Below are 25335 nucleotides of genomic sequence, written 5' to 3' on the forward strand. Positions count from 1 at the left end.
CTGCATAAAGTCAGCACGATTTATTTTAAAATAATATATACCCCATATGGGTATATAAGAGGTGAAGAACTATGAGTGATTTTAAGGAAGCCAGCCTTCGTATTGAAGGGATGACATGTGCGTCGTGTGCGATCAGAATCGAGAAAGGATTAAAGAAAATTACGGGTGTGAAGGATGCTGCGGTTAACTTTGCTGTGGAGAAAACAACTATCGTTTATGATGATCAACTTACGAGTCTGCGGGAGATGGAGCAAAAAATCGAATCACTCGGATACAAGGTAGTGAATGAAAAAGCTGAGTTTAGTATCACGGGAATGACGTGTGCAGCATGTGCAAACAAAATTGAGAAGACGTTAAACAAAATGGATGGCGTTCAATCAGCAGTTGTTAATTTTGCCATGGAATCTGTCCAGGTACATTATCGTCCGGAAGATACATCCTTCTCAGATATGCAGAAAGCTGTGAAGAAACTTGGATATGAACTTCATCAAAAATCACAGGACGGAGCTGGTGAATCAGATTACAGGGAGAAGGAGATTGCAAGACAGCAAAGTCGTTTTATCTTCTCCAGTATTTTGTCCGTTCCTCTGTTGTGGGCAATGGTGAGCCATTTTGAGTTCACATCATTTATATGGTTACCTGAAATGTTTATGAATCCATGGGTTCAGTTGGCGCTTGCAACACCTGTTCAATTTATCGTAGGTGGTCAGTTTTACAAAGGAGCCTATAAAGCACTAAAGAATAAGAGTGCCAATATGGACGTGCTGGTAGCATTGGGAACCTCGGCTGCTTATTTTTACAGCATTTATCTGAGTGTTCTTTCAATCGGATCAACTGGTCATATGGTCGAGCTGTATTTCGAAACGAGTGCGGTATTGATTACATTGATTATTTTAGGAAAGCTGTTTGAAGCGAAAGCGAAGGGACGATCTTCTGAAGCGATTAAAAAGCTGATGGGTCTTCAGGCAAAAACAGCCACTGTTTTTCGTGATGGACAGGAGCTTCAGATCCCTATCGAAGAGGTTGTAACTGGTGACATCATCTCTATTAAACCAGGTGAAAAAGTACCGGTGGACGGTATTATTCTGGAAGGGAGATCTGCGTTTGATGAATCCATGATTACCGGCGAAAGTCTTCCCGTTGATAAAGTCACGGGAGATGAAGTCATTGGCGCGACAGTCAACAAAAATGGATTTATCAAAATCAAAGCAACCAAGGTTGGGAAAGATACTGCGCTGTCACAGATTATCCGCGTTGTTGAAGAGGCACAGGGATCGAAAGCGCCGATCCAGAGGCTCGCAGACAGTATCTCTGGGGTTTTTGTTCCAATCGTTGTAGGGATTGCGTTTATAACCTTCTTCGTCTGGTATCTGGTCATTGACCCGGGTAATTTTGCAGGAGCACTTGAGAAACTGATTGCCGTTCTGGTTATCGCCTGCCCATGTGCGCTTGGTTTAGCAACGCCTACAAGTATTATGGCAGGTTCAGGACGCGCTGCAGAAGCAGGCATTTTATTTAAAGGCGGCGAGCACCTTGAGACCGCACACCGGATTGATACCGTTGTACTTGATAAAACAGGAACAGTAACCAATGGTAAACCTGTATTGACAGATGTGTATCTCACTTCCGGACACAACGAAGCAGAGGTGCTGCGCCTGGTTGGATCAGCAGAGCAGCCGTCAGAGCACCCTCTGGCTGAAGCGATTGTTGAAGGGATCAAAGAAAAAGGAATTTCACTTGAAAAGACCGATGAATTTGAAAACATCCCTGGTTACGGAATTATCGCAGCGGTTGCAGGAAAAAAGGTGATTGCCGGAACGAGAAAGCTGATGAAGCAGCACGATATTTCCTTTGAGGATCATTTATCAACAGTAACGAATTTTGAAAAAGAAGGAAAGACAGCAATGCTGATCGCAATTGATGGAGGATTTGCAGGCATTATCGCTGTAGCTGATACTGTAAAGGATTCATCTGCCAAAGCCATCTCAAGATTAAAAGAAATGGGAATGGAAGTCATTATGATGACAGGTGATAATCCACAGACTGCACAAGCGATTGCAGCAAGTGTGGGTATCGATCGTGTCATTGCAGAGGTTCTGCCCGAAGGTAAGGCCGAGGAAGTCAAAAAACTTCAGCAGGCCGGGAAAAAAGTGGCGATGGTTGGAGACGGAATTAATGATGCTCCTGCTCTTGCAACCGCAGATATTGGAATGGCGATCGGTACAGGAACAGATGTCGCGATGGAGGCGGCAGATATTACATTAATCAGAGGAGATCTGATGAGTGTCGGTGATGCCCTGTTCATGAGTAAGAAAACGATTAGAAATATAAAGCAGAATTTGTTCTGGGCATTTGCCTATAACAGCTTGGGTGTACCGATTGCAGCAGCAGGGTTCCTTGCTCCATGGCTTGCCGGTGCAGCAATGGCATTCAGTTCAGTATCTGTTGTGCTGAATGCGCTGAGACTTCAAAAAGTAAAGCTGTAACATGACAGGAGTGAAGAGGATGAAAAAATCAGTAAAAATATGGACAGTTTCCGGTATAGCTTATTTAGGGCTGGTTATAATTGGGTATAGTCTTTTTGTGGGGAATGAAGAAGAGCCCCACTCTGATGCTCATGAAAAAACAGCAATGGAAGTAAAAGGAGATTCACATGAACATGAAGCTAATCCAAATGAAAAGGAGAATGAACAGATGGAAAATCATCAGCACCATCAGCACGCGACACATAACGATCATGCAGCAGTTGAAAATGAGGTATCTGTAACAGCAGCGTATGAGGATGGAAAGATTGTGGTGGAACTAAAGGACCCGGAAGGTAATGCGCCGGTTCTTGAAACAAGTCATGAAAAAGATCTTCACTTAATTGTAGTGAAAAATGATTTAAGTGAGTATCGTCACCTTCATCCGGTCAGCAAAGAGAACGGCGTTTTTGAGCAGGTCTATGAGTTACCTGATGGAATGTATAAAGTGTTTGTAGATATAAAACCTAAAGGACTTGCCTATCAGGTCAAACCTGTTGAACTGCATGTGGGTGAACATCAGAATCATTCAGCTGAGAATGATCTCTCAGTAGATACAGAGTTTGAAAAAACAGTAGATGGACGCACTGTAGCGCTTTCGGTTAACTCCTTAAAGGTAAATGAACCAACAGTTTTCACATATACAAGTAAAGATGGGAAGCCCGATCCGTATCTTGGCGCATTGGGTCACGTAGTGATTCTGGATGAGGATGCAGAGGAGTTTATTCATGTTCACCCTTCGTCAGAGGATGAAACCGTTTTTGAAACCCACTTCAGCAAGCCGGGGATTTACAAGGTATGGGGAGAATTCAAGTTTGGTGAACAGGTCCATGTGTATCCATTTGTTATAGAAGTAACTGAATAAGGTTGGAGCCATACAATTCTGTATGGCTTCCTGTAATCATTTTTATACCCCGTAAAGGTATAAAGGGAGTGAGGAAATGGACACAACACAGGTGCTTGATGTAGCTTCATCAAGAAAAGATAAAATAAAAGTCATTCTACTGTTGGCCATTCCGGCAGTGGCAGAAAACTTTTTTCAAACCGTACTGGGATTTGTTGATACGCTGTTTGTATCTCAAATCGGGCTGGCAGAAGTTTCAGCAGTAGGCGTAACGAATGCCATATTGGCCATTTATTTTGCTGTTTTTATGGCAGTGGGTGTCGCTGTTAATGTTTACGTGGCGAATAATTTAGGAGCAGGCAAAGTAGAAAGGGCACGTCATATTGCCCAGCAGGCTGTTATCTTATCCGTTTTACTCGGAGTCTTGTTTGGACTGGTGACATTATTCTTCGCTGAACCGCTGCTTTTGCTGATGGGGATCGAAGAAGAGGTGCTTGCTGCAGCCAGTATTTACTTTAAGGTAGTAGGTATACCTTCCGTGTTCATGTCACTGATGTTTGCATTGAGCAGTATTTTAAGAGGAGCTGGAGATACGACGTCACCAATGAAAGTCAGTATCGCTGTTAACGTGATTAACATTGTGCTGGATTATGTTTTTATCTTCGGTTTCTGGATGATTCCAGGCATGGGCATTCTCGGTGCAGCGCTTGCAACAGTAATGGCAAGAATAGCCGGAACTGTATTACTACTCCGTTATATACGCAAAACATCAACGGTTTCATTCCGCAGAGATTTCTGGAAGCCTGACTGGGAGCATCAACTGGAGCTGTTGAATCTGGGAAGTCCGGCTGCAATGGAGAGACTTGTCATGAGGGCCGGACAGATCGTGTATTTCGGATTTATTGTTGCACTGGGTACGAGTACTTTTGCTGCACACCAGATTGCCGGAAATCTTGAAGTGTTTTCTTACATGCTGGCCTATGGTTTTGCAACAGCTGCAACGATCCTTGTCGGCAAAAATATTGGTGCTAACGATCATCAGGCTGCGAAGGAATATGCAAAATTAAGTACGTATCTGGCAATTGGTTTCATGTCATTTTTCGGATTACTGCTATTCTTTTTCGGAGGATGGGCAGGTACTTTATTTACAGACGATCAGCAGGTCATCGCAGATATTGATATTGCATTGAAAATTGCTGCCATCTTCCAGCCGTTTTTAGCTGTCGTGTTAGTTTTAACAGGTGGATTTCAGGGAGCGAACAATACAAAGTTTCCTATGTATTTGACAACGATCGGTATGTGGACGATACGTACAGGTGCTGTTTATCTTCTCGCGATCACATTTGAGATGGGGATTGCAGGAGTCTGGATCGCAATCGGACTTGATATTATTTTCCGGGCTATTGTGCTATGGATCCGATTTACAAAAGACCGTTGGATTTCTGTTAAAAAAGAAAAGTTGTCTCCCTGTCACCCGAAAACGAGAAACGCCAGATTATCAAGATGTGTAAACAACTATTAGAAAAGAGGGAATCGGCATGAAACTGACACTTTATACAAGACCAACCTGTTCGGATTGTCAGCAGGCGAAGAAATACTTGAAGGAAGAAAGCATCCCTTATACAGAAATTGATCTGTCGAATCAGCCTGATAAGGAAGGTGAACTGAGGACTGTGACGGGAACGGGCATTGTTCCGGCTTTTGTTTTTTCAAAACAATTGTTTTTTGGCATTAAAGTAAAGAGAGACGTTTATATAGGATTCGAACGCAATGAAGCCGCAGTCAGAAAATTATCGCAAAAAATAAAGAGCGGCTGAGGCCGCTCTTTATGGCTTGCTGGAGTTATGCTGCCATCTGACGGCAGGCGTCGGCACACTTGCGGCAGGCTTCAGCACATGCCTGACAATGGTCATGATCATGTTTGGCGCACTCATCAGCACACGCGTCACAAATCTCTGCACACAATCCACAGATTTCCCTCACGTGCGGGCTGTTCGTTTGCATAGCTGTAATCGCAAGCTGACATACATCGGCGCATTCCCGATCCAATCGGATACACGCCGCCATCATTTTAACATCCTCTTCATTCAAACAGGCGGAAAAACACCTATTACAGGCTTCCAAACATTCCTGGCATGCTTTCAGACAGTCTTCAAATTGATGGCTCATCTTCATTTCCTCCTCTAAAATAAGTACTAGTGTAGGAATTCCCCTCTTTACTTCAAATAAACGGAAAAGCAGGATATCCATATAAAATACTGCGTTTCTGCACAAAATCTGCACGTAATTTACTTATAATTTTCAGTGATAGGGAAGGAACGGTGACATGAATAAGCTTTCACTAAAAATCAGTCTGTTTTACCTGACAGGGCTCATTATTATACTCACGGTGTCTCTATGGCTCGTTCATGACCATTTAGTCGATCAGCAGATTAAGAATGAGAACGATCAGTTGTATCAGCGTGGTGTAAGTCATCGTGATGCATTGGAAACAGACTCGTCAGCTGATGTGATACAGCACGTTATATTAATGGAAAGATCAGCGTTATCGGATGTAACCCTGTTTGATGCAGAAGGAAGTCTGATTGCTTCCTCGTTGGAAGATCCCTCTGTTGTAAGCGGCTGGCCTTTAAAAGAAGGGATAGTAGAGGCTGACTGGAGATCAGATGGCTATATCGGGAGCATCGCGATGCTGCCGGATGGAGGAGCTGTGGTCATGTCTAAAAGCACGGAATCTCTTCAGCAGCTGATTAATGAATTAAATGGACATTTCTTTCTTGCAGCTTTTTTATCACTTGTATTTATCGTGTTCAGTGTATATTTTTTAACCACACTTGTTACAAGACCATTGCTGAACATCAGTCATTCCGCCTCGCAGCTTAGTAAGGGGGAAGTGCTGACCATGCCGGAGACAAACAGGCGTGACGAGATTGGCAGGTTATCGCAATCTATCGAAAAAATCTCGGCTGACCTCCATCATATGAAGCAGTCCAGAAGTGCCTTTTTAACTTCTATTTCTCATGAGCTTCGGACACCTATTACGTATATAAAAGGGTACTCAGGTCTTTTAACGAAAGAGAATTCTGAATATGGTGAAATTATACATGAAGAAGCGAACAGGCTTCAGCGGTTGACAGAGGATTTATTTGAACTCGCGAAAATGGAGGAAACATCCTTTGCCATCCGTCCGGAAGAAGTAAGAATGTCCGAGTTGATAAGGGATGCGGTGAGTCGGGTGGACCAGGCTCTTTCAGAGAAAAAAATCTCTCTTCATTATCAGGTTGGTGAAGAAATAACAGAATGGCTGGATCCGATTCGTGTAGAACAGGTTTTTATCAATCTGCTTGATAACGCAATTAAATATACCCCCGCTTCAGGAGATATTATGATCAGGATCAGGAAAAACTATTGTGAGATTGAAGATTCAGGACCCGGTATTCCGGAGGGCGATCTTCCTTTCATTTTTGACCGTTTTTATCGAGTGGATAAATCGAGGAACCGTCAATCTGGAGGAACAGGACTTGGCCTGGCTATTGTAAAGGAAATCGTGGAAGCACATGGCGGATCTATTGAAGCATCAAACAGTGACCGCGGAGCGAAATTCATGATCACATGGAAGGGAGAGGGGCATGAAAAAAATTCTTTTAACGGATGACGAAGCGAGAATGCTGGACTTACTTAGCTTGTATCTGACTCCCGCAGGCTTTCACTGCATAAAGAGTACGAGCGGTGAGCACACTTTAAAACTTTTAAAGGAGGAAGAGATAGACCTTGTTTTGCTGGATGTATTAATGCCTGGGTTTAACGGCTTTGAAACAACGGAAGCCATCAGGCGTTTTTCAGATGTACCCATTATTCTCCTGACGGCTCTTCACCAAAAAGAAGATATTGTGAAGGGGCTGAAGCTCGGAGCAGATGATTATATCGTCAAACCGTTTGATGAGGACGAGCTCGTTGCCAGAATAACAGCTGTTTTTCGCAGGGTAAGTGATGATTTTGCCAGAAGAATCGAAAAGGACGGTCTGATATGGGATGAGTTTTCACATGAGCTGATTTACAATGGGATGACGATTCCTGTGACGCCAAAAGAATTTTCGATTATCGGGCAGCTGATTAAGAATCCGAATCGCGTGTTCTCAAGAGACCAGCTCTTATCGATTGTATGGGGATATGATGTAGGTACTGATGGCAGAACGGTTGATTCCCATGTGCGAAATCTTAGGGACAAGCTCAGAAAAGCAGGGTTTCCAGCTGATCAGTATATCAAAACAGTCTGGGGAATCGGTTATAAATGGCTGAAATAAACGATGCTAAAAAATTTCACATATAAATGTGCTGTTTTCCATAGAATCTGCACATTTACTGGGTAAGCTATTTAATGAATCTATTTATATGGAGGGTTAATAAAATGAAGCTGAAAAAGAAACTGATGACAGGTGTTTTAACGATCTCTGCCAGTGCACTGCTATTTGCATGTGGCGATGATGGGGACAGTCAAAACGCTGATAATATGAATGACGATGAAATGATGGAAATGGAATCCGACGAAGAAATGGATCACTCAGAGATGGATCATTCTGAGATGGACCACTCCGGCATGGAGATGTCCGGTTCAGGTGAGTTGCCTGAAGGACTCGAGGAAGCAGCTGATCCAGCCTTTGAAGTAGGCAGCACAGCCATTATTACTGATGCACATATGCCAGGTATGGAGGGAGCAGAAGCAACGATTGTTGGCGCGTATGATACAGTCGTATACACCATTTCCTATGATCCAACCACAGGTGGCGAACGCGTAGAAGACCACAAATGGATCATCCATGAAGAAATCGCGGATGCACAGGAAGAACCTTACGAAGAAGGCGATGAAGTAACCGTCGAAGCCACACACATGGAAGGCATGGAAGGCGCTACAGCTGAAATCGATTCCGCCGAACAAACCACCGTCTACATGGTCGACTTCACCTTAGAAAACGGAGAAGAAGTCACTAACCATAAATGGGTGACGGAGAGTGAATTGTCTGCGGAATAATAATAGTGAAGGTCTGTTCCGGGTCTGTGTTAGATCCAGGATAGACCTTTTTTCTTTAATAAAAATCAGAACATCGCCTTAAAAAAGGAGGAAATAAATACACTTAAATGGAAATTAATATACAGGAGAAGGTGGGTGTTTTTAATGTTAAAAAGAAAATACGGGGAGCGTCATGACTGGACTCGAATTGTAAAAAGGGAATTTGCTCAAAGTTACATAAAGTCAGAGTCCTATCAGGGGTATGTGACTTTACTGCATACAGTTGAAGTGACAGAACCGCTTTTTGTTACATATGGAGATGAACGAATCTGTATCGTCAATGACGGCTATATGTGGCTACAGCAATTTCCTGAGGGGAAGCATCATGCTGTAACGGTCATGTTTAATGAAAAAGGGGAAGTTGTGCAGTGGTACATTGATATTTCACGCGAAAATGGCATTCACGATGGAAAGCCATGGATGGATGATTTATTTCTAGATTTGATTGTTCTGCCTTCCGGTAAGCTGATTGAAAAGGATTCGGATGAGTTAGAGGCTGCTTTTCAGAAGGGGATCATTGATGATCAGCTGTATCATTTAGCCTGGAAAGAGCTGAAGAAAGTAAAGCAGGACATCCAATCAGAACAGTTTGGGTTATTAAATCTGGCGCAAGCTCATAGGGAAAAGCTTAGTCAGGAGCTTGCTGGGCAATGCCATTCATTTAAAGATTAAAGAGTGCTGCATGATTTAACATAATGAGAATAGATGTTGAGAAAAGGAGCCTTGATGATCAGGCTCTTTTTCTGTGCAGATAAACGACGGTCATCGCATCATTCGTTTATTTTAAACTCCATTTTACGACTCATCGTAGTCATGCCGAGCGATTCATAAAATTCAATTGCGGATGTATTGGCCTCTGACACACCCAATTCAATGCTGCTTACTCCAAGATTTCTTCCAAAATCAAAAACGTATTTTGTCAGCTTTTTACCGATTCCTTTTTTTCGATGGATTTCAGAGACGCATAAACTCTGTATGTATAAAACTTTCCTTGCCTTAACAAAAGTATTCTCATTTATTTCTTCTTCCTTCGTCACGATCACCCCAGCGATATCTTCAGCAATCACAGCGACAAAAATATGCTGTTTATCATCCAGTAGCTGACTTTCGAAAAACGCCTGTTCAACTGGGGTTGTATTCTCTTTATATAAATCCGGCCTTGCTGAAACATGGAAATCGTGTACCTGCTTAAATAAAGGCAGTAGTGACTTGTAATCATTTTGTTTGGCGGTGCGAATTGATAGTTCCATTTTATAACCTCTTTATGATCATTTATTGAGATCACTTTTTTTATTCTGACACGTCTACTTCTAAAGTGGAAGGTAAAAACAAATAGGTATAATCGATCGTGATCTTTTGAGGTGAATGATCTCCGAAAGTTCTTAATCCATAATGTTTTACTACCTGTGTATCCTCTACTGTATATAGGTCGTTCAGTTCCTCTGAGGATAGCGCTGGCTGAATAGCATATTCATTAATGTTATGAAAGCTAATGTAAGGGTCCTCGTCAAGACCGTCACCGGCAATAATGTGATTGCTTCTGCCTATGCCCAATTCAGTCTGCTCAACTTTTTTTTCATCAGCCATAACTTGTCTGAGACTTACATCTGTGAAACCGTCATTGATAATCTCTATTACTCTTTTTGTCTCGTCATCTGCATAAAAACTTACGCCATTTGCGGATAAAGGAGGATTAAATTTCAAATAAATCACGCTAACTAAAAGAAGAGCAATTATAGTACCGCTGATTATTAATAAAACTTTTCTCAATCTAACCACTTCTTTCCGAGAGGATGTAAAGTTTTACTCGACATTTTGAAGAATAGAGCTTGGAACAGCCACCAAAATCTCCACTACTGAACCGGAGTAAGTGAAATGTCTTCATAGGGTACTTTAATCAGGGCGTAAAAGAATCGATTGTCACCACGGAGCTTCAGGTTTCTTTCTTCACCATCCCCTGAAAGTTTCATTTCCTGAATGGTGTGATCGAAAGCTTTACCAGTTAGAATAGAGGCGGATATTCCACTGTCTGTTTGAAATGGAAATGCGGCAGTAGAATAAGGTAACTCGCCCTCAACTTCAAAATTAACGATCGGATCGGTTCTTTTCCAACTGTATGTACCATTATTTTCAATAATGTTTCCAGTGCCTAATCCACTTGAACTTTCATAAAAAACAAATGTTTCACCTTGAAATTTCTCTGTGCTTAAAACTGATTCAAGACCAGACCCCTCTTGCGCCAAGCCAGATTCAATCGCTTCATTTTGAGTGTCAAACCACTCCACTGCATTTTCATTGTTGCATCCGGCAATGAAGAAAGCGAAAGATAAGATGAAAAAGATAAATAAGATTCTTTTCAAACAATTCACTCCGTTTCTTTAAAGATTGCAACGATCGGTGTGGATAAGAAAAAAGGGTGATTCAAGCTACCTCAAACTTTCATTAATTTCTAAACTTCTTCCTTACTTTGTATTGTTGGACAGTTATTAACCAGAAAACAGCAGAAAAGATAAAAATAATGATGAGATTTTTTACATTAATATCAATCCCCATGACCAAGCTGAATAAAAGTAAAAATCCATAAAACAAGATAGCTACATCTAAAAACGAAGATTTTAAAATCACTTTTCACTCCTTTGCTGTAAACTTCAGAGGCATATTCTCAACTCTACGCTGTTCTCTTCATGCTGCGTTGATTTCTAACAAGTGCAAACGCATTAAATAATATTGTGAAAGCAATAAGGACTGATGACGCAAAGACCACGGCTCTGATTTCTGAGAGTGCAGACCAGTCTTCGATATTTACCAGGTGCTGTTCATAAAGAAATTGGAACAGAAGCGCGATCGTGCACGCAGTAAAACTCGTGAAAATCGTTATAGATATTGATATTTTAGGTTTTCTTGATGCCAGAAATACAAGTGGGATTGCCCACGCAATCAGCCCGAGTAGTAAGCTTCCAAGATTTAAATAACCCATTATTGTTTTGCCTCCTATTATTTTGTCAATGTAGACTTCAAGGACAGGCCCCAAGTCTACGCTAATCCAACAACGGAATGATGTACATCACTGCTTCTTCGTATGGGTGAATGTCTTTAACAATTTGTTTTGCCAGCGCAAGTTTGTCAATTGGGCATCTGAATTCCATTTTGCATTCTTCCCCGAAGGATATTTCGTTTTGATTTCCGTTGAAAGGTTTGGCGGTGTTTAGTGGCCGCCAGTAGCCTTTTGTATGTGTGTAGGACAGAACAGGTCGTAATGTCCAACCTGCAAAATGCCGGCATCATTCAGACGGTTTCGTAACGGAATAATGATGTCCTCAGGCAGTAATACTTCTATTTTTACAGACGAGAATCTCAACTTCCTCTATCCTTTCCTCTCTTTTTCCTGATATAGTCATTAGTATACTAAAAAGAGGAAAAAGTTTCATAATCCGATTAAAAAGTTGGTGTGAAGATGAATATTTTTCTTGAAGCGTTGAATGATGCTGATTTAAAAGCAGTTTATGAGTTTGAAAAAATGAACCGTGCTTATTTCGCCCGGTTTATTCCGGATAGAGGCGATGACTATTTTGAACAGGACTTTTTCCGGGAGCAGTACCAGTCTCTGTTAAATGAGCAGCTTGAAGGACAGTCTGAATTTTATCTGATCAAAAACGACCGTGGCCGGGTTATTGGCCGGATGAATGTGGTGGATATTAAAAATGCACGTGGATTTCTCGGCTATCGCATTGGAGAGTCAGAGGCTGGAAAAGGCGTTGCGTCTTCTGCGCTTGAGCAGCTTCTGAGGAAAGAGCTGAGTGTGACGAGAATGATTGGTAAAACAACGCCGGACAATATCGGCTCCCAGCGCGTCATGTAAAAGAACGGCTTCCGCAGAACACATGAGGACGATGACTTTGTCTATTTTGAATGGATGAAGATGAACTGAGCGTAGTGTGGGGGTCTGTCCCTGGGTCTATGCTAAATGGAATTGTCCTGTTCACAGCAGTTTTTGGATCGATTCAATTTTTTATTGTTGCGTTCCAGAAAATATATGTATCGTTTCAGATTTTTATTGTATCGTTCACCTTTTACCAGAGAGTTTTTGTTATGTTCGACCCTTGAATTGTAACGTTCACCATCATAATTGTACTGTTTCAAAATGGAAATGTATCGTTCCGTTGTTCCGCGCAACATTAGCGTCCGGCTCCGTCCCCGCGACTCTCCATCTCTTGACAATCTCCAACGACTTAGCATAAGCTATGTCTAACAAAACCCAATGTTTAACATTCGATGACGAGAAAGAGTAGCGATGGTGCTGAAGCAAAGAGAGCTGACGGTTGGTGTGAGTCAGTGTTCAGGCGATTGTGAAGATCCTCTCCGAGAAGCGGTGCTGAGTTTGTTTAGGTGCCGACGGGATTCCGCCGTTACAAGGAACGCGTATGATGGTACGTTGAATGAGAGTCCGGGATGTTTTCCGGGAATCAGGGTGGTAACGCGGGCTAAGCTCGTCCCTAACGTTTGTTTAGGGGCGGGCTTTTTTGTATGCAAAAAAGGAGGAACGGATATGGTTAGAAGTCAAATGCAGGAGACGGCAACGGAGCGTGAGAAGCGGGTTCAGGACTACTGGAGTGAGCAGCAGGTTTTTCAGCAGTCGATTGATCAGCGGGAGGGAAAAGAGACCTTTGTCTTTTATGAAGGCCCTCCAACGGCGAATGGTCTGCCGCATGCGGGTCACGTGCTGGGCCGTGTGATCAAGGATTTTGTCGCGCGCTATAAAACGATGAGCGGTTATCAGGTTTTAAGAAAAGCCGGGTGGGATACGCATGGTCTGCCGGTTGAGCTTGGAGTGGAAAAGAAACTTGGCCTTTCCGGTAAACGTGAGATTGAGGAATATGGTGTAGAGAAATTTATTGAGGAGTGCAAGAAAAGTGTGTTCGATTACGAGCGGCAGTGGAGAACGTTTACCGACGCGATTGGCTACTGGGTGGATATGGAGAAGCCATATGTCACGCTGGAAAATCGCTATATTGAAAGCGTCTGGCATATCCTTTCGAGCATTCATAAACGCGGACTTCTAGAGCAGGGACACCGGGTTGTACCATACTGCCCGAGCTGCCAGACCTCTCTTAGTTCACACGAGGTTGCACAGGGCTACAAGGATGTGAAGGATCTGTCCGTAACGGCAAAATTTAAGGTCAAAGGGGCTGAACATGAATACTTCCTTGGCTGGACCACAACGCCGTGGACGCTGCCATCTAATGTGGCGCTTGCAGTGAATCGTGATCTGGATTATGTAAAAGTGAAGCAGGGTGAAGAGGTTTATATCGTCGCAAAAAATCTTGCAGATGCGGTCTTTAAAGACAGCTTTGAAGTCGTAAGCGAACATAAAGGCAGTGACTTCACCGGGTTATCCTATGAGCCGCCGTTCCAATATCTTACGCTTGAAAAAGGACACGAAGTCATCGCTGCTGATTTTGTCACGGATGACAGCGGAACAGGGATTGTCCACCTGGCTCCGGCGCATGGTGAGGATGATTATCAGGCGATCAAGGACAGTGGGCTTGATTTTGTCAAAGTAGTCGATGAAGCAGGGCGTTACACGGCTGAAGTGACCCCATTTGCAGGGGAAAAGGCGAAGGATCAGGATGTGGCGATCATCAAGCTGCTTGCTGAGAATGGTCGCCTGTTTGAAAAAGAGAAATATGAGCACAGCTACCCGCACTGCTGGCGTTGTGATTCTGCCCTGATTTATTATGCGATGGAGGGCTGGTTTATCAAAACAACCGCGATCAAGGATACGATCATCGCCAATAATCAGTCTGTCGAGTGGCATCCTGGGCATATGAAAGACGGCCGTTTCGGTAAGTTCCTTGATAGCATGGTGGATTGGAATCTCGGGCGGAACCGCTATTGGGGCACCCCGCTGAATGTCTGGGTATGTGAAGATTGCGGGCATCAGCATGCACCTGACAGCGTGGCAGATCTAAGGCATCATGCCGAGCAGGAAATCGGTGAGGACCTTGATTTGCACAAGCCTTACGTGGACCGGATCACGTTGACGTGTCCATCATGTGCAGGGTCCATGACGCGCACAAAAGAGGTGATTGATGTGTGGTTTGACAGCGGCTCAATGCCGTTTGCCCAGTATCATTACCCGTTTGAAAATAAAGAGCTGTTTGAAAAGCAATTCCCGGCTGATGTGATTGCTGAAGGGGTCGATCAGACGCGCGGCTGGTTTTACAGCCTGCTTACCGTTTCCTCGCTTTTCACTGGGAAAGCGCCTTATAAACGCGTGCTGTCACTCGGACATATCCTGGATGAGGACGGCCGTAAAATGTCTAAAAGTAAAGGCAACGTCATCAATCCGATGGAGCTGGTCGAGCAATACGGAGCAGATGCACTGCGCTGGGCGCTTTTAGCTGATAGTGCACCATGGAACAACAAGCGTTTTTCAGCAAATCTTGTTGCACAGGCAAAATCGAAGCTTGTTGATACACTGCATAACGTTCATTCGTTCTATTCGCTTTATACAGAGATCGACGGCTTTGACCCGGCTGTTCATGGGAAAGGCGAGCAGGCACTTTTAGATCAATGGGTGCTGTCGAGGCTGAATACAGTAACGGTGAAGGTGAAAAAGCATCTGGATGACTACGACTTTACAGCAGGTGCACGGGAGCTGTCTGTGTTTGTAGATGAGCTGAGCAACTGGTATATCAGACGTTCACGCGACCGTTTCTGGGGAGAGGGGTTAGACGATGATAAGCGCGCTGCCTATCACACACTCCACACTGTCCTTGTAAATGTGAGCCGTCTGCTGGCACCTTTTACACCGTTTATCGCAGAGGATATTCACGAACATCTGACTGGAACAAGTGTGCACTTATCCGATTTTCCACAGGCTGACCTGAATCTGGTCAATGAACAGCTTGAAGCGGATATGGATCGTGTGCTGCAGGTCGTGGAGCTGTCCCGTCAGCTGCGCAATACAACAAACCTGAAAACAAAGCAGCCGCTCGCAAAAGTGACCGTGATCGGGTCAAAAGAAGAAACCGATCCGCTGAGAAAATATGAAGCGATTGTGATGGACGAAATCAATGTGAAAGCGGTAGAGCTGAGTCAGGAAGCGGGTGAGGCGGTACGCTACGAAGTGAAGCTGAACTTCCCGACCGCAGGACCGAAGCTTGGCAAAAAAGTCGGTGCGGTTCAAAAAGCACTGCAGCAGCTGACCTCAGAGGAAGCGAGGGCCGTTGCGCAGCAGGGATATGCGGACGTCGAAGGTGAGAGAATTGAAGCAGAAGATCTCCAGATCCGCCAGCAAGCAGACGAAGGACTCGAGCTCGCCTCCAATGCCGTCTACACCGTCCTGCTCGACACCGTCTTAACAGAGGAACTGAAAGCAGAAGGACTCGCACGGGAACTGATCAGAGGCGTCCAGCAATACCGGAAAGAGCTCAACCTTCCCGTCGACCAGCGCGTCACACTCAGCTTCCATACAAACGACCAAATCAAAAACGTCATCACCACCCACCAGCAGCTACTCGAAAACAACCTGCTGCTGAAAACCATCAAATTCGAACAAAAAAATGATATGAAAACACTAGAATTTGATGGGCATAGCGTAAAGATTGCCATAGAATAAAAAGAGTGTAGACATGGGGTCTGTCCCTATGTCTACACTACTACTTCATTAAGGGGGGAGAATGAATGGTCAACATTTTTTGGGGGTTAATTTTGATCTTTTTCAATCCGAATCTTAACTTTCTTGATCTCGGTGTGATCGATTACTTGTGCAATATACTTGGATATGCGCTGATCCGGTCCGGGATCAGGGTGATGGAAAAGCAGTATTCCGGGGCCTCAAAGATCCAGCCATACGTCCTGTTCATGATCATTCATAGCGTAGTCTTTTTTCTGCTGAGCGTTTTCGGATACTCACCTGTTCATCTTCCATTGAATATTGATTGGGCCATCATTACAGTCATCGGACTAGGTTTTATGATGGCTGGCATGTTCATGGTGTTCGTGATTATTGGAATGCTGATTAAAGTTGTTGAGGAGGATGAAAACAGCTTTGTTTCTGTAAAAAAACTCAAAACCATTTGTGCGGGGATGATGGTGATCTTTACTCTGGCAGCAGTCAGCTATTTCTTATTCCAGGCGGTACCGGGTGTCTCGCTGACGCTGACGGCCATTTTATTGATATTGAAGGGTGTATTCCTGTTTGAGTTTTATCGTGGATTTGTTCGGGAGCGGGAGGTAGTGAGGCTGTAAGTAAGCATGTCAAGTGAATCAAGATTTATGTCCCTGTGTTTCTTTTAGTTTGCCGCGGAATCAGCTGTTTGTGATCAGTCAGTTGGGCTTCGCGTCAAAAGGATCAATACAAATCATTTGTGGGACAATACAATAATAATTTGAAACAGTACAAAAAGCTTTTGCAACGAGACAATTAAGGTCGTTCTAATTGTCAACGATACAAATATTTTTTAGAACAGAACATTTATTTAATGGCTCGATACATAAAAAAATTGAAACGATTGAATAAATGATGAGAACGATACAAAAGCAAGCCGATTAAGTTTACCGCGAAATCAACTGCTCGCAATCAGCCAGTCGGTCTTCGCGTCAAACGGTCAATGGGGTTGTTACGAAGTGAGGGAATTATTGTTAGTAGTGAAGGAATTCGGATAAGAGAACGAAGGAATCCAAGTCTGGATTGAAGGGAAAACAACGGCTCGAAGGTCTAGTGAGGGAATAAAAATTCAGAAAGAAGGAATCGAAATTTGAAACGAGGGAATTAATTTTTCAAAAGCCTGAATAACTCAAGCGAGTGAAGGAATCCAAATCAGGCCCGTCAATCCCATCTGTCTATTTAAAATAGGGGCGTATATCTTGTTTCGTACATCGAATGAAACAAAATATACGTCCCTGTGTTTCAATCCAACCCTTCCCTCACCAACCCCAAAAAGTAAGCCCGATTCTCCGGGTGGCAGGCGATGAAATAAGGTGATTCGGATTTGATGCCTGTGAACTCGTTGCCATCGAAGTCGAATACGAGTGCGCCTGCTTCCCGGACCATGAGTAGTCCTGAGTAGAGGTCTTCTCCTTCGGAATTGTAGAGCACGACCCCATCAATTTCACCCTTAGCCAGCAGTGCCCAGCATAAGGTTGGTGCCCATGTACGTAGCATGCGTTTACAGTTCAGGTCTAGGTGCTGGCGAAGCTGGACGGCTTTGGCTTCGTTTCGCACGGCATGTCCCTGAATCCAGGCGATTGTAAAGCGGTTAGGGTTCTGGCGCTTTTGTACCTGCATGACCTGGCCGTTACAGGACGCACCAGCGAGTGTATCTGCCACATACAATCGGTCAATGACGGGTTCATAAATGACACCAAGCACAGGCTGATTTTTATGTATTAAGGTTATAGAGGACGAAAACACGGGCAGGCCGATCGCAAAGTTGTTCGTGCCATCTAGCGGATCCACTTGCCAGGTCCAGTCACTCTTCACATCATTGTGACCTGATTCCTCACTGATAATCGCATGGTCAGGAAATGATTTCGTCAGCTGTTTTAAAATAATCGACTCCGCTGCGTGATCTGCTTCCGTCACCACATCACCGAATTCATCCTTCTCTGTCACCTGCGCCGACCGGTCAAATGCCGACAACGCAGCCTGCCCAGCCTCAACCACCACTTTTGAGGCAACCTCTCTTGCTTTGATTAAAACCTGTTCCATCATTTTCACCGCTTTCCATTAAAATGGTTTTTACTGCAGTTTAATGGTAGTGGCTACACTTCATGCTGTCAATGAAGCTCAAAAAATCAAATGCCATTTTGTTCAAATGATATGAATATTGAAAATACATTGACGCAACTGAAAATGAACCTTCATAATTATTGTAAGAAATTTCTTTAGGAGGAGAATGGGTGGAAACAGTTATTAAGGTTGAAAATTTAGCGAGATCATTTAGAACAAAAGGACAGGTTAAGCGGGCTGTGGATGGGATCAGCTTTGAAGTGAAGAAAGGCGAAGTATTCGGTCTGCTCGGGCCGAACGGTGCCGGGAAAACGACGACCATTAAGATGCTGACAACCCTCCTTTTGCCGACAGAGGGAAGGGCTGAAATATTTGGTTATGACGTCCATCATGAGAGTCATGAAATCCGTAAGCTAATTAACTTTGTTTACGGTGGGGAACGTGGTGTTTACGGCAGGTTGACTGCAACTGAATATATGAACTATTTCTGTACGTTATATAAAATTCCGCGAAAGGAACAGCGCAGCATGATTGCTGAATTGCTGGAGCTGGTTGGACTGATGGAGGCCGCGGATAAAAAGATACATACTTATTCTAAAGGGATGATTCAACGTTTACATATCAGTCGCTGTCTGATCAATTCGCCGAAGCTTTTGTTTCTGGATGAACCGACCATCGGGCTTGATCCGGTTGGCGCACGGATGCTTCGAAGCCTGATTCAAAAGCTCCAGAAGGATGGCATTACGATTATTTTGACGACCCACTATATGCAGGAAGCGGATGAGCTTTGTGACAGAATTGCCTTTATTAAAGACGGGAAAATCAGTCTGATCGGAAGTGCAAAGGAGATTAAGCGAAGCAGTGGACACACGAGAATGTTTGAAGCCATTGTTCAAATGGAGGAGATAGAAAAAATCGAGAAAGAGCAGACGATTTCCATTCATACAATGGAAGAACTGAAGCAGCTGTTTTATTCCATTACATTTGAAGTGAAAATGAAAGAAATGGACATTCAGCAGATCAAACAGATCCTGTCTAAATATGGTGAAGTCGTTCACGTCATTCAAAAGGAAATGTCACTCGAGGATGCTTATATCTCTCACATGAAGGAGCTTGGGTGAACATGAACTCAGCTGAATTATTGATAAGAGAGATTAAGTATTTTACAAACTTCAATAATAAAATGTATCAATTTCTATTGTTCTTTCAACCACTCGTTTTCCTGACCATTACTTATTTTCTCGGGCAAATGAGAGAGGGGATAGAAGTGGAGCGTTTTATTGTTGCTTCAGCCATTATCAGTATGTGGAGCTATGTGCTTTATTCATCCGGCTCGGCACTCGTCAGCCAGAAGTGGAGTGACACGCTGAAGATGCTCGTTGTAGCGCCTGTTTCGCTGTTTTCAGTGATCCTGTCAAAAGTGCTGAGCAATGCTGTCATTGCCCTTATTTCCATGGTCATAACGTTTATCTACAGTGTCGTGATTTTTCGTTTTGACTTACATATTCCAAATGTCTGGCTGTTTTTCGGGAGCGTACTTGTTCTCGTTTTTTCTCTCAGTGTGATTGGCTTGATGCTGGCGTTTATTTTTTCAGCTTTTGAAAATGTGTTTGCCTTTCAAAATTTGATTCTCACACCGTTGATTGTTCTTTGTGGTGTCTTTTTGCCGGTGGAAAACTTCCCTGTATTTCTCCAGGTGATTGCTTACGGCATTCCGATGACCTGGGGAGTGGAGGCTGTCTATAGCTCGCTCAGTCTGTCATCTGAGATGTATCAGCAGGCCGGTTTTTCACTTTTGCTGAGTGGGGTGTACTTAATTGTTGGATTAGTATTTTATAAACGCATTGAGATCGCGCTCCGGAGTAAAGGGAATTGGGGGGTGATGTGATGATGGGTAGGTTAAATGGATTTTCGTATTTATCGTTTAAAGCACTGTATTCTTTTCATTCTGTCAGACTGTTTTTCTTCTTTCGCCTTATTGATCCAATGCTGCATTATGTATTCATTGCGGCGATTGCAAGCGCGCTTGTCGGATCAGGTTATTTATCTTACATCATCATAGGTAACATCGCTTTTTACGCTGCCCAAATCATGATCATCAATTTCATTACGATGTTCAGGATGGAGCGCCGGTTTGGCACACTTGAGCTGAATATTGCGGCACCCATGAATACGTTTGTGGTCATTTTCAGAAAATCAATTGTGCCGTTAGCTGATGGGCTGTTTGTTTTTCTATTCGGATTGTTGATTGGACAGCTGCTGTTCAAGGCCAATATTCCTTGGGATCAATTAGGGAATTTGCTGCTCATCGTGTTAGTCGTGACCTTTTCGGTTCTGTCATTGAGTCTGTTTTTTGCGTGCCTGAGTCTGCTGTTTTCAAACATCAATTTGTTTTTAAATCTTATCCTCGGCGGGCTGCAAATTTTGTGTGGCGTTCACTTCTCAGCGCATCTTTTACCAGGCTGGATCGAGAGCATTTCCAGAATACTGCCGCTGACTCACGGCATTGAAGCGCTTCGAACCCTTTACGGACTGGAAGCCTACAACGTCCAAAGTCTCTTAATGAAAGAAGCACTGATCGGTCTCGGTTATCTGACTGTCGCTATTCTGATTGTAAAAGTGATGGAATACGCCGCAAGAAGAAGTGGGGCACTGGTGAAGTCGGCTTAAATAAAGGGGTGTAAGAATGAAACTTTCACAGCTGACGCAAGCATTAAATCAAGAGTTTTCTATTCACCAATATGGCAAGGACCCAGCCTTCAGCCGTTTTATACCACAGGTGTACTCACCAGGTTGGGAGTCTTATTTTGAGAAGGAATTCAATGAGCTATTTAACGGACTGATGATAAAAGGGGCGCCGGAGGTTCAGTCCGTTTTTCTGGCTGTATTTCCAACGGAGGAAGTACTGGAGCGGTTTTTACAAGAGGGACAAGCAGGGGATTTGCTTTTTATGCATCACCCGCTTGTGATGGAATGTGGAGATCCGCTTGGTATATCAGGCAGAGGGTTTGTTCCGATTTCCGGCGATTATTTAACGGAAATCATACGCCGAAAGCTATCTATTTACACATGCCACATTCCGATGGATTATCATCCCGTGTTAAATACGAGCAAAGCCATTATCAAAGCATTACAGGGGACCATTACAGATGGTTTTGAACCCGATCACTTCGGAAATCACCTGATTCATATGGTCGAGATTGATCCGATATCTACTGCAGGGCTAATAAAAAAACTGAAAGGAATTTTTGAGATTCCCTATGTTGATTTTGAAGGCCGTGAGATTGAAATCATCACAAAAATTGCAGTTGTGGCCGGCTGCGGTGACAAGGTGGATTGGATTCAGGAAGCTGAAAAAAGAGGCGCACAGGCATATATATCGGGTGAAATTCACTGCCATATTGATAATGACTATGGACAAATGAAATATAGCCAAATCATGCATTATGTGAAAGAAACCAGCATGTCACTGATTGGCGTCTCTCATTCAGCCTCAGAATATCTTGTGAAAAAGACACTCATGAAGGAATGGTTTGAACAAGCAGGTGTGCAAACAAAACTGCTGCCACAGAGCAGGTGGTGGGTGTGATTCCTGACTGTTTTTTAGATGTAAAGATGATCCGGGAGGAATGACTTTGAAAAGGATGTTGTTTTTTATACTTTGCCTTGGTCTCGCTGGCTGCACTCAGTTAGACGAGAACGCTGAAACGGCACAGCAGCATTTAATCGATCTTGGATACGACGTAAAGTCTTACGAAGGCAGTCAGGCTTATTCATTTACAAAAGGTGATCTTGGCAACATGCCTCACAATTATATCTGGGCAGTGCAATCAACCTCACCAGAGCCATACTTCGGGGAAGAAATCACACAGCAAATCTTCCTTGTAGAAGATCATCCACTGAATGAGGTCTATTCAGATCAGGAAGGCTTCGGAGACAAAGTCGAAGTCAGGATCTTCATGCTCAATGATCAAATCATCGGCGGAACCTCATCTCCAACAGGAGAAGGCATCTCAGGGTCAGCCCACTCTATTGACGGCCGCACCCCTGAAGAAGTACAAGGAGAGAACCTCAATGAATTGCTGAGGGAGTGGGAGGAAGGTAGGTAGCGTAGACTTAAGGGAGAGACCCTGAGTCTACGCTTTTAAATGTTGAATTAAAAAAGGATGGTTATATGAAACGTGTAGATGTTGTTTATGTCGTAGTGAATGATGAACATGAAAATGTTTTGATGGTGAAGAATAGAGGGAAGAATGGGTCTTATTTTACTTTGCCAGGCGGAGCGGGAGCGGTTGAGAAGGGTGAAACGCTTGTTGAAGCAGCTGAGCGTGAAGTGAAAGAGGAGACAGGGTATGAGGTAAAGGTCGGAAACATTCTATGTGTGACAGAAGCATTTTTTGATGAGCCGAATCACCACGCGATATTCTTTACTTTCTCTGGGGAAATCAAAGGGGGAGACATTGATCTTTCAAACCCGGAAGAAATTGAGTCCGTTGAATGGCAGCCTTTAAAAGAAGCTGAAAAACATGCACTTGTGGTGAAGCAGGAAGGACTGCTTCAGGAAATGAAGACGGTACCTTATTTATTGAGGAGGTAGCGTGATGAAGATACAACTACAAACAAATAGATTGATCTTGAGAGATTTGGAAGAAGGAGACTGGTACGAGGTTCATCAGTACGCTTCTATTCCTGATGTGAGTAAATATCAACCTTGGGGTCCCAATACGGAAGAAGAGACACGGGAATTCGTCATAGAAGCCATAGAAGCTGCTCTTCATCAACCGAGAGCAAGATATGCACTTGGCGTTGTTTTGAAAGAAACGAAGCGGCTGATTGGTGCTGTCGAGTTAAATATAAAGGAATACAATCAAAGTGGAGAACTTTCCTATATTCTTCACCCTGAATTCTGGGGAAATGGGTTTGCGTCAGAGGCAGCGAAAAGGCTGGTTGCGTATGGATTCAAAGAACTTGAGCTGCATAAAATCTTTGCCACATGTGATCCCAGAAATACAGCTTCTTCAAATCTATTACAAAAACTAAGCATGACATACGATGGCAGGTTACGGGATGATTTGTTCATTAGAGATGGCTGGAGGGACTCATCTTTGTTTAGTTTGCTTGAGTATGAATACTAAAACAAGGGGACGGAGGGGGTGTTCCTTTTTTGCAGACCTGTCCCCTGTTGAACAGTCATGTTTAAAGGGACAGAGCACGGCAAATGGCACACCCGCTCCGTCCCTCTGTTACCTTCACACGCCACTTTTTATTTTAACTGCACCAAAAAACCCCGCTTCTGACTGTGTTCTATAGAGTAGAATCGTAATCAATAGCATGATCAGCGCCCCTGTTAACACGGTCATTCTTAAAGAGATGAATTCAGCTGAGTATGCGAACAGAGCTGTGATCATGACAATGCCAAGAGCTCCGATAAAATCAAACAGGCTGGATACACGGCCCATGCGATCGACCGGAATATGTGTTTGAATGTACGTCAGAAATCCTGTGTTGGCAAAGGATAAAGCGAGTCCGATGATGAATACGCCCAGACAGGCAACGATAAAGTGATTTGAAGCGGCGAAGATCATATAGCCGACTGCGGTCATCACAGCACCAGCCTGGATCATTGTCCTGATATTGAATCGGTCAGCGCCGTACAAATTGATCGCGGAGCCAATGAGAATCCCGGCTCCTGCAACGCTGACAAGAAATCCATAATCACTGTCTGAAAGCAGCAGCACCTCTTTTGAAAACGAAACCTCCAGAGAATCCACAGCTGTCTGCAGTACAACAAAGCCTGTAAACAGAAAGTATGCGATCGCGACAACAGGTTGATCGTATCTAAACGACAGAGCGAGTTTCCAGTCTGCCACCAGATCCGTTTTTATCGAAAAAGAAGGGATCGACACACTCTTTTTTCCTTCTTCTTTAATAAATGCAATGAGCACAGCCGCCACTGCAAGCGCACACGCATTCAGGTAAATAGCAAGCATCGGGCTCCCGGCCATCAGGATGACTCCAGCCACAGCAGGTCCCAAAAGAAAAGCTCCTGAGTCAAGTAAGCTGCGGATTGAATTGAAGCGTTGCATCTTGTGGTCAGGAATCATTTCAGCTGTGAAAGTAAGCATTGCCGGCTCATAAAGAGAGCTCAGCATTTGCAGAAAAAACACCAGCACATAACAAATCCAAATATGTTCAATAGAGAACGCAACCCCTATCACGAGGATACTCTGACCAATGAACAGTGAGAGCAGCAACCGTTTTTTAGAAACACGGTCCACCAGACTGCCACCCCAGAAAGTCGTCAGCAATGCTGACACAGGGCGGATCATGTAAAGAGCGGCTACGGCGGCTGCAGATCCCGTCTCGTTAAAAATAATGAGGTTTAACGCAATAAAGTAAATCCAGCCCCCTAGGCTTGCAAAACCCATGGAAATCAATAGTCGTATAGCTGCAACACTCATGTGAACACCGCCTTTTCATTTGTTGAAAAATAAAAAACCCCACCTCCAAGACTGTTGTCTTGAGGGCGAGATTTGATTCGCGGTGCCACCTCAGTTTGTTCATATGTCGCCATATCAACCTTTTCAGGTACAGCTTTATAGGTATACCCAAGCTCGATAACGGAAGCAGCCGTTCTGCCATCACCCATTCAGGATCCGGCAAAATGCTCAGAGGCTTGATTCAATAACCGCCATCCTGCTCCTTTTCACCAGTCGTCGGAGCTCTCTTTTGAGGATTCAGGTTACCTACTCTTCTCTTCATCGCAAATAAATTTCATTGATCATACCACAGGATGGAAATGACTGTCATCTGTTTTTTGGATTTTTAGTTTGCCGCGGAAAGGGTTGTTTTACGAACGGCTGGGGTGGTGCCGCGTCAAACAGGCAACGATACAAATCATTTATGGAACGATACATTAAACATTTGAAACAGTACAAAAAGCTTTTCCAACGTGACAATTAACCGGGCTTTGAGTGTTAACGATACAAATATCTGGTAGAACAGAACATATATTTGACGGAACGATACATAAAAAAATTGAAACGATTGAATAAATGATGAGAACGATACAAAAGCTCAGCCGGCCCGCCCGCCCGCCCCCAGTTTGCCGCGAAACCATCCCATCATCCACCAACCCATCTCCGCGTCAAACCAACAAAAAACC

Annotated in this window: 26 protein-coding genes and 2 other annotated features; of the genes, 18 read left to right on the plus strand and 8 right to left on the minus strand. The window is 43.7% G+C overall.

Annotation, left to right across the window (positions count from 1 at the left end):
* The first annotated feature begins 71 nt into the window (after window positions 1-71).
* The 4 genes from H7968_RS10515 (at window position 72) to H7968_RS10530 (ending at window position 5183) form a co-directional block, all read left to right on the plus strand.
* Window positions 72-2486 (plus strand): heavy metal translocating P-type ATPase, encoded by a 2415-nt coding sequence (locus tag H7968_RS10515; RefSeq protein ID WP_227396109.1) that lies wholly within the window; start codon window positions 72-74, stop codon window positions 2484-2486.
* 19 nt (window positions 2487-2505) lie between these two features.
* Window positions 2506-3387, plus strand: coding sequence for a hypothetical protein (locus H7968_RS10520; RefSeq protein WP_227396110.1), 882 nt, complete (start codon window positions 2506-2508; stop codon window positions 3385-3387).
* Window positions 3388-3463: 76 nt separating this feature from the next.
* Window positions 3464-4888, plus strand: a complete 1425-nt coding sequence (locus tag H7968_RS10525; protein ID WP_227396111.1) for an MATE family efflux transporter — start codon at window positions 3464-3466, stop codon at window positions 4886-4888.
* Between the two features lie 16 nt (window positions 4889-4904).
* Entirely contained in the window at window positions 4905-5183 is a 279-nt protein-coding gene (locus H7968_RS10530) for a glutaredoxin family protein (RefSeq protein ID WP_227396112.1), read from the plus strand.
* A 25-nt stretch (window positions 5184-5208) separates the two neighbouring features.
* Here H7968_RS10530 and H7968_RS10535 read toward each other — a convergent pair whose 3' ends face one another.
* Window positions 5209-5541: a four-helix bundle copper-binding protein gene (locus H7968_RS10535; RefSeq protein ID WP_371414481.1), complete on the minus strand. Its 333-nt coding sequence runs from the start codon at window positions 5539-5541 to the stop codon at window positions 5209-5211.
* 151 nt (window positions 5542-5692) lie between these two features.
* Between H7968_RS10535 and H7968_RS10540 the strand changes: the two genes are divergently transcribed.
* The 4 genes from H7968_RS10540 to H7968_RS10555 all read left to right on the plus strand — a co-directional run bounded on the left by H7968_RS10540 (window position 5693) and on the right by H7968_RS10555 (window position 9106).
* A complete protein-coding gene (locus tag H7968_RS10540; RefSeq protein WP_227396113.1) occupies window positions 5693-7021 on the plus strand; it encodes a sensor histidine kinase in 1329 nt (442 codons plus the stop codon).
* Complete coding sequence (locus H7968_RS10545) at window positions 6996-7670, plus strand: response regulator transcription factor (RefSeq protein ID WP_227396114.1); 675 nt, start codon at window positions 6996-6998, stop codon at window positions 7668-7670. Before H7968_RS10540 ends, H7968_RS10545 begins: the two co-directional genes overlap by 26 nt.
* A 104-nt stretch (window positions 7671-7774) precedes the next feature.
* Window positions 7775-8395 carry a YdhK family protein gene (locus H7968_RS10550; RefSeq protein WP_227396115.1) on the plus strand — a complete coding sequence of 207 codons (621 nt, stop codon included), beginning with the start codon at window positions 7775-7777 and terminating at the stop codon, window positions 8393-8395.
* 144 nt (window positions 8396-8539) lie between these two features.
* On the plus strand, window positions 8540-9106 hold the full coding sequence (locus tag H7968_RS10555; RefSeq protein WP_227396116.1) for a DUF402 domain-containing protein: 567 nt from the start codon (window positions 8540-8542) through the stop codon (window positions 9104-9106).
* A gap of 98 nt (window positions 9107-9204) precedes the next feature.
* On the opposite strand, the gene H7968_RS10560 is transcribed toward H7968_RS10555, so the two are convergent.
* The 5 genes from H7968_RS10560 to H7968_RS10580 all read right to left on the minus strand — a co-directional run bounded on the left by H7968_RS10560 (window position 9205) and on the right by H7968_RS10580 (window position 11792).
* Window positions 9205-9684, minus strand: coding sequence for a GNAT family N-acetyltransferase (locus tag H7968_RS10560; RefSeq protein ID WP_227396117.1), 480 nt, complete (start codon window positions 9682-9684; stop codon window positions 9205-9207).
* 40 nt (window positions 9685-9724) lie between these two features.
* Window positions 9725-10204, minus strand: a complete 480-nt coding sequence (locus H7968_RS10565; RefSeq protein ID WP_227396118.1) for a hypothetical protein — start codon at window positions 10202-10204, stop codon at window positions 9725-9727.
* Window positions 10205-10287: 83 nt separating this feature from the next.
* A complete protein-coding gene (locus H7968_RS10570) occupies window positions 10288-10794 on the minus strand; it encodes a hypothetical protein (protein ID WP_227396119.1) in 507 nt (168 codons plus the stop codon).
* Window positions 10795-11102: 308 nt separating this feature from the next.
* The gene (locus H7968_RS10575) at window positions 11103-11411 is read right to left on the minus strand and encodes a hypothetical protein (protein ID WP_227396120.1); all 309 of its coding nucleotides are present in this window, start codon (window positions 11409-11411) and stop codon (window positions 11103-11105) included.
* A 228-nt stretch (window positions 11412-11639) separates the two neighbouring features.
* Window positions 11640-11792, minus strand: coding sequence for a hypothetical protein (locus H7968_RS10580; RefSeq protein ID WP_227396121.1), 153 nt, complete (start codon window positions 11790-11792; stop codon window positions 11640-11642).
* 96 nt (window positions 11793-11888) lie between these two features.
* On the opposite strand from H7968_RS10580, the gene H7968_RS10585 reads away from it, so the two are divergent.
* From H7968_RS10585 to H7968_RS10595, 3 genes are all read left to right on the plus strand, one after another.
* Entirely contained in the window at window positions 11889-12293 is a 405-nt protein-coding gene (locus H7968_RS10585) for a GNAT family N-acetyltransferase (protein WP_227396122.1), read from the plus strand.
* Between the two features lie 404 nt (window positions 12294-12697).
* Window positions 12698-12932 (plus strand) — a binding site (T-box leader).
* A gap of 63 nt (window positions 12933-12995) precedes the next feature.
* Window positions 12996-16055, plus strand: a complete 3060-nt coding sequence (gene ileS / locus H7968_RS10590; RefSeq protein ID WP_406566412.1) for an isoleucine--tRNA ligase — start codon at window positions 12996-12998, stop codon at window positions 16053-16055.
* A 65-nt stretch (window positions 16056-16120) separates the two neighbouring features.
* Window positions 16121-16687 carry a hypothetical protein gene (locus H7968_RS10595; protein ID WP_227396124.1) on the plus strand — a complete coding sequence of 189 codons (567 nt, stop codon included), beginning with the start codon at window positions 16121-16123 and terminating at the stop codon, window positions 16685-16687.
* 661 nt (window positions 16688-17348) lie between these two features.
* Here H7968_RS10595 and H7968_RS10600 read toward each other — a convergent pair.
* Window positions 17349-18149 (minus strand): inositol monophosphatase family protein, encoded by an 801-nt coding sequence (locus H7968_RS10600; RefSeq protein ID WP_227396125.1) that lies wholly within the window; start codon window positions 18147-18149, stop codon window positions 17349-17351.
* Between the two features lie 191 nt (window positions 18150-18340).
* On the opposite strand from H7968_RS10600, the gene H7968_RS10605 reads away from it, so the two are divergent.
* From H7968_RS10605 to H7968_RS10635, 7 genes are all read left to right on the plus strand, one after another.
* Window positions 18341-19291, plus strand: a complete 951-nt coding sequence (locus tag H7968_RS10605; protein WP_227396126.1) for an ABC transporter ATP-binding protein — start codon at window positions 18341-18343, stop codon at window positions 19289-19291.
* A 2-nt stretch (window positions 19292-19293) separates the two neighbouring features.
* Complete coding sequence (locus tag H7968_RS10610) at window positions 19294-20058, plus strand: ABC transporter permease (RefSeq protein WP_227396127.1); 765 nt, start codon at window positions 19294-19296, stop codon at window positions 20056-20058.
* Entirely contained in the window at window positions 20058-20840 is a 783-nt protein-coding gene (locus H7968_RS10615) for an ABC transporter permease (protein ID WP_227396128.1), read from the plus strand. The genes H7968_RS10610 and H7968_RS10615 overlap by 1 nt, the downstream gene beginning before the upstream one ends.
* Before the next feature lie 16 nt (window positions 20841-20856).
* Window positions 20857-21759 (plus strand): Nif3-like dinuclear metal center hexameric protein, encoded by a 903-nt coding sequence (locus H7968_RS10620; protein WP_227396129.1) that lies wholly within the window; start codon window positions 20857-20859, stop codon window positions 21757-21759.
* 46 nt (window positions 21760-21805) lie between these two features.
* A complete protein-coding gene (locus tag H7968_RS10625) occupies window positions 21806-22279 on the plus strand; it encodes a hypothetical protein (protein ID WP_227396130.1) in 474 nt (157 codons plus the stop codon).
* A gap of 65 nt (window positions 22280-22344) precedes the next feature.
* Window positions 22345-22767, plus strand: a complete 423-nt coding sequence (locus H7968_RS10630; protein ID WP_227396131.1) for an NUDIX domain-containing protein — start codon at window positions 22345-22347, stop codon at window positions 22765-22767.
* Window positions 22768-22771: 4 nt separating this feature from the next.
* Window positions 22772-23305 (plus strand): GNAT family N-acetyltransferase, encoded by a 534-nt coding sequence (locus tag H7968_RS10635; protein WP_227396132.1) that lies wholly within the window; start codon window positions 22772-22774, stop codon window positions 23303-23305.
* 114 nt (window positions 23306-23419) lie between these two features.
* On the opposite strand, the gene H7968_RS10640 is transcribed toward H7968_RS10635, so the two are convergent.
* Window positions 23420-24631 carry an MFS transporter gene (locus H7968_RS10640; protein WP_227396133.1) on the minus strand — a complete coding sequence of 404 codons (1212 nt, stop codon included), beginning with the start codon at window positions 24629-24631 and terminating at the stop codon, window positions 23420-23422.
* A gap of 58 nt (window positions 24632-24689) precedes the next feature.
* Window positions 24690-24941, minus strand: a binding site (T-box leader).
* Between the last annotated feature and the right edge of the window lie 394 nt (window positions 24942-25335).

Source organism: Jeotgalibacillus aurantiacus, from assembly GCF_020595125.1.
GTDB classification, from domain to species: Bacteria; Bacillota; Bacilli; order Bacillales; family Jeotgalibacillaceae; genus Jeotgalibacillus; species Jeotgalibacillus aurantiacus.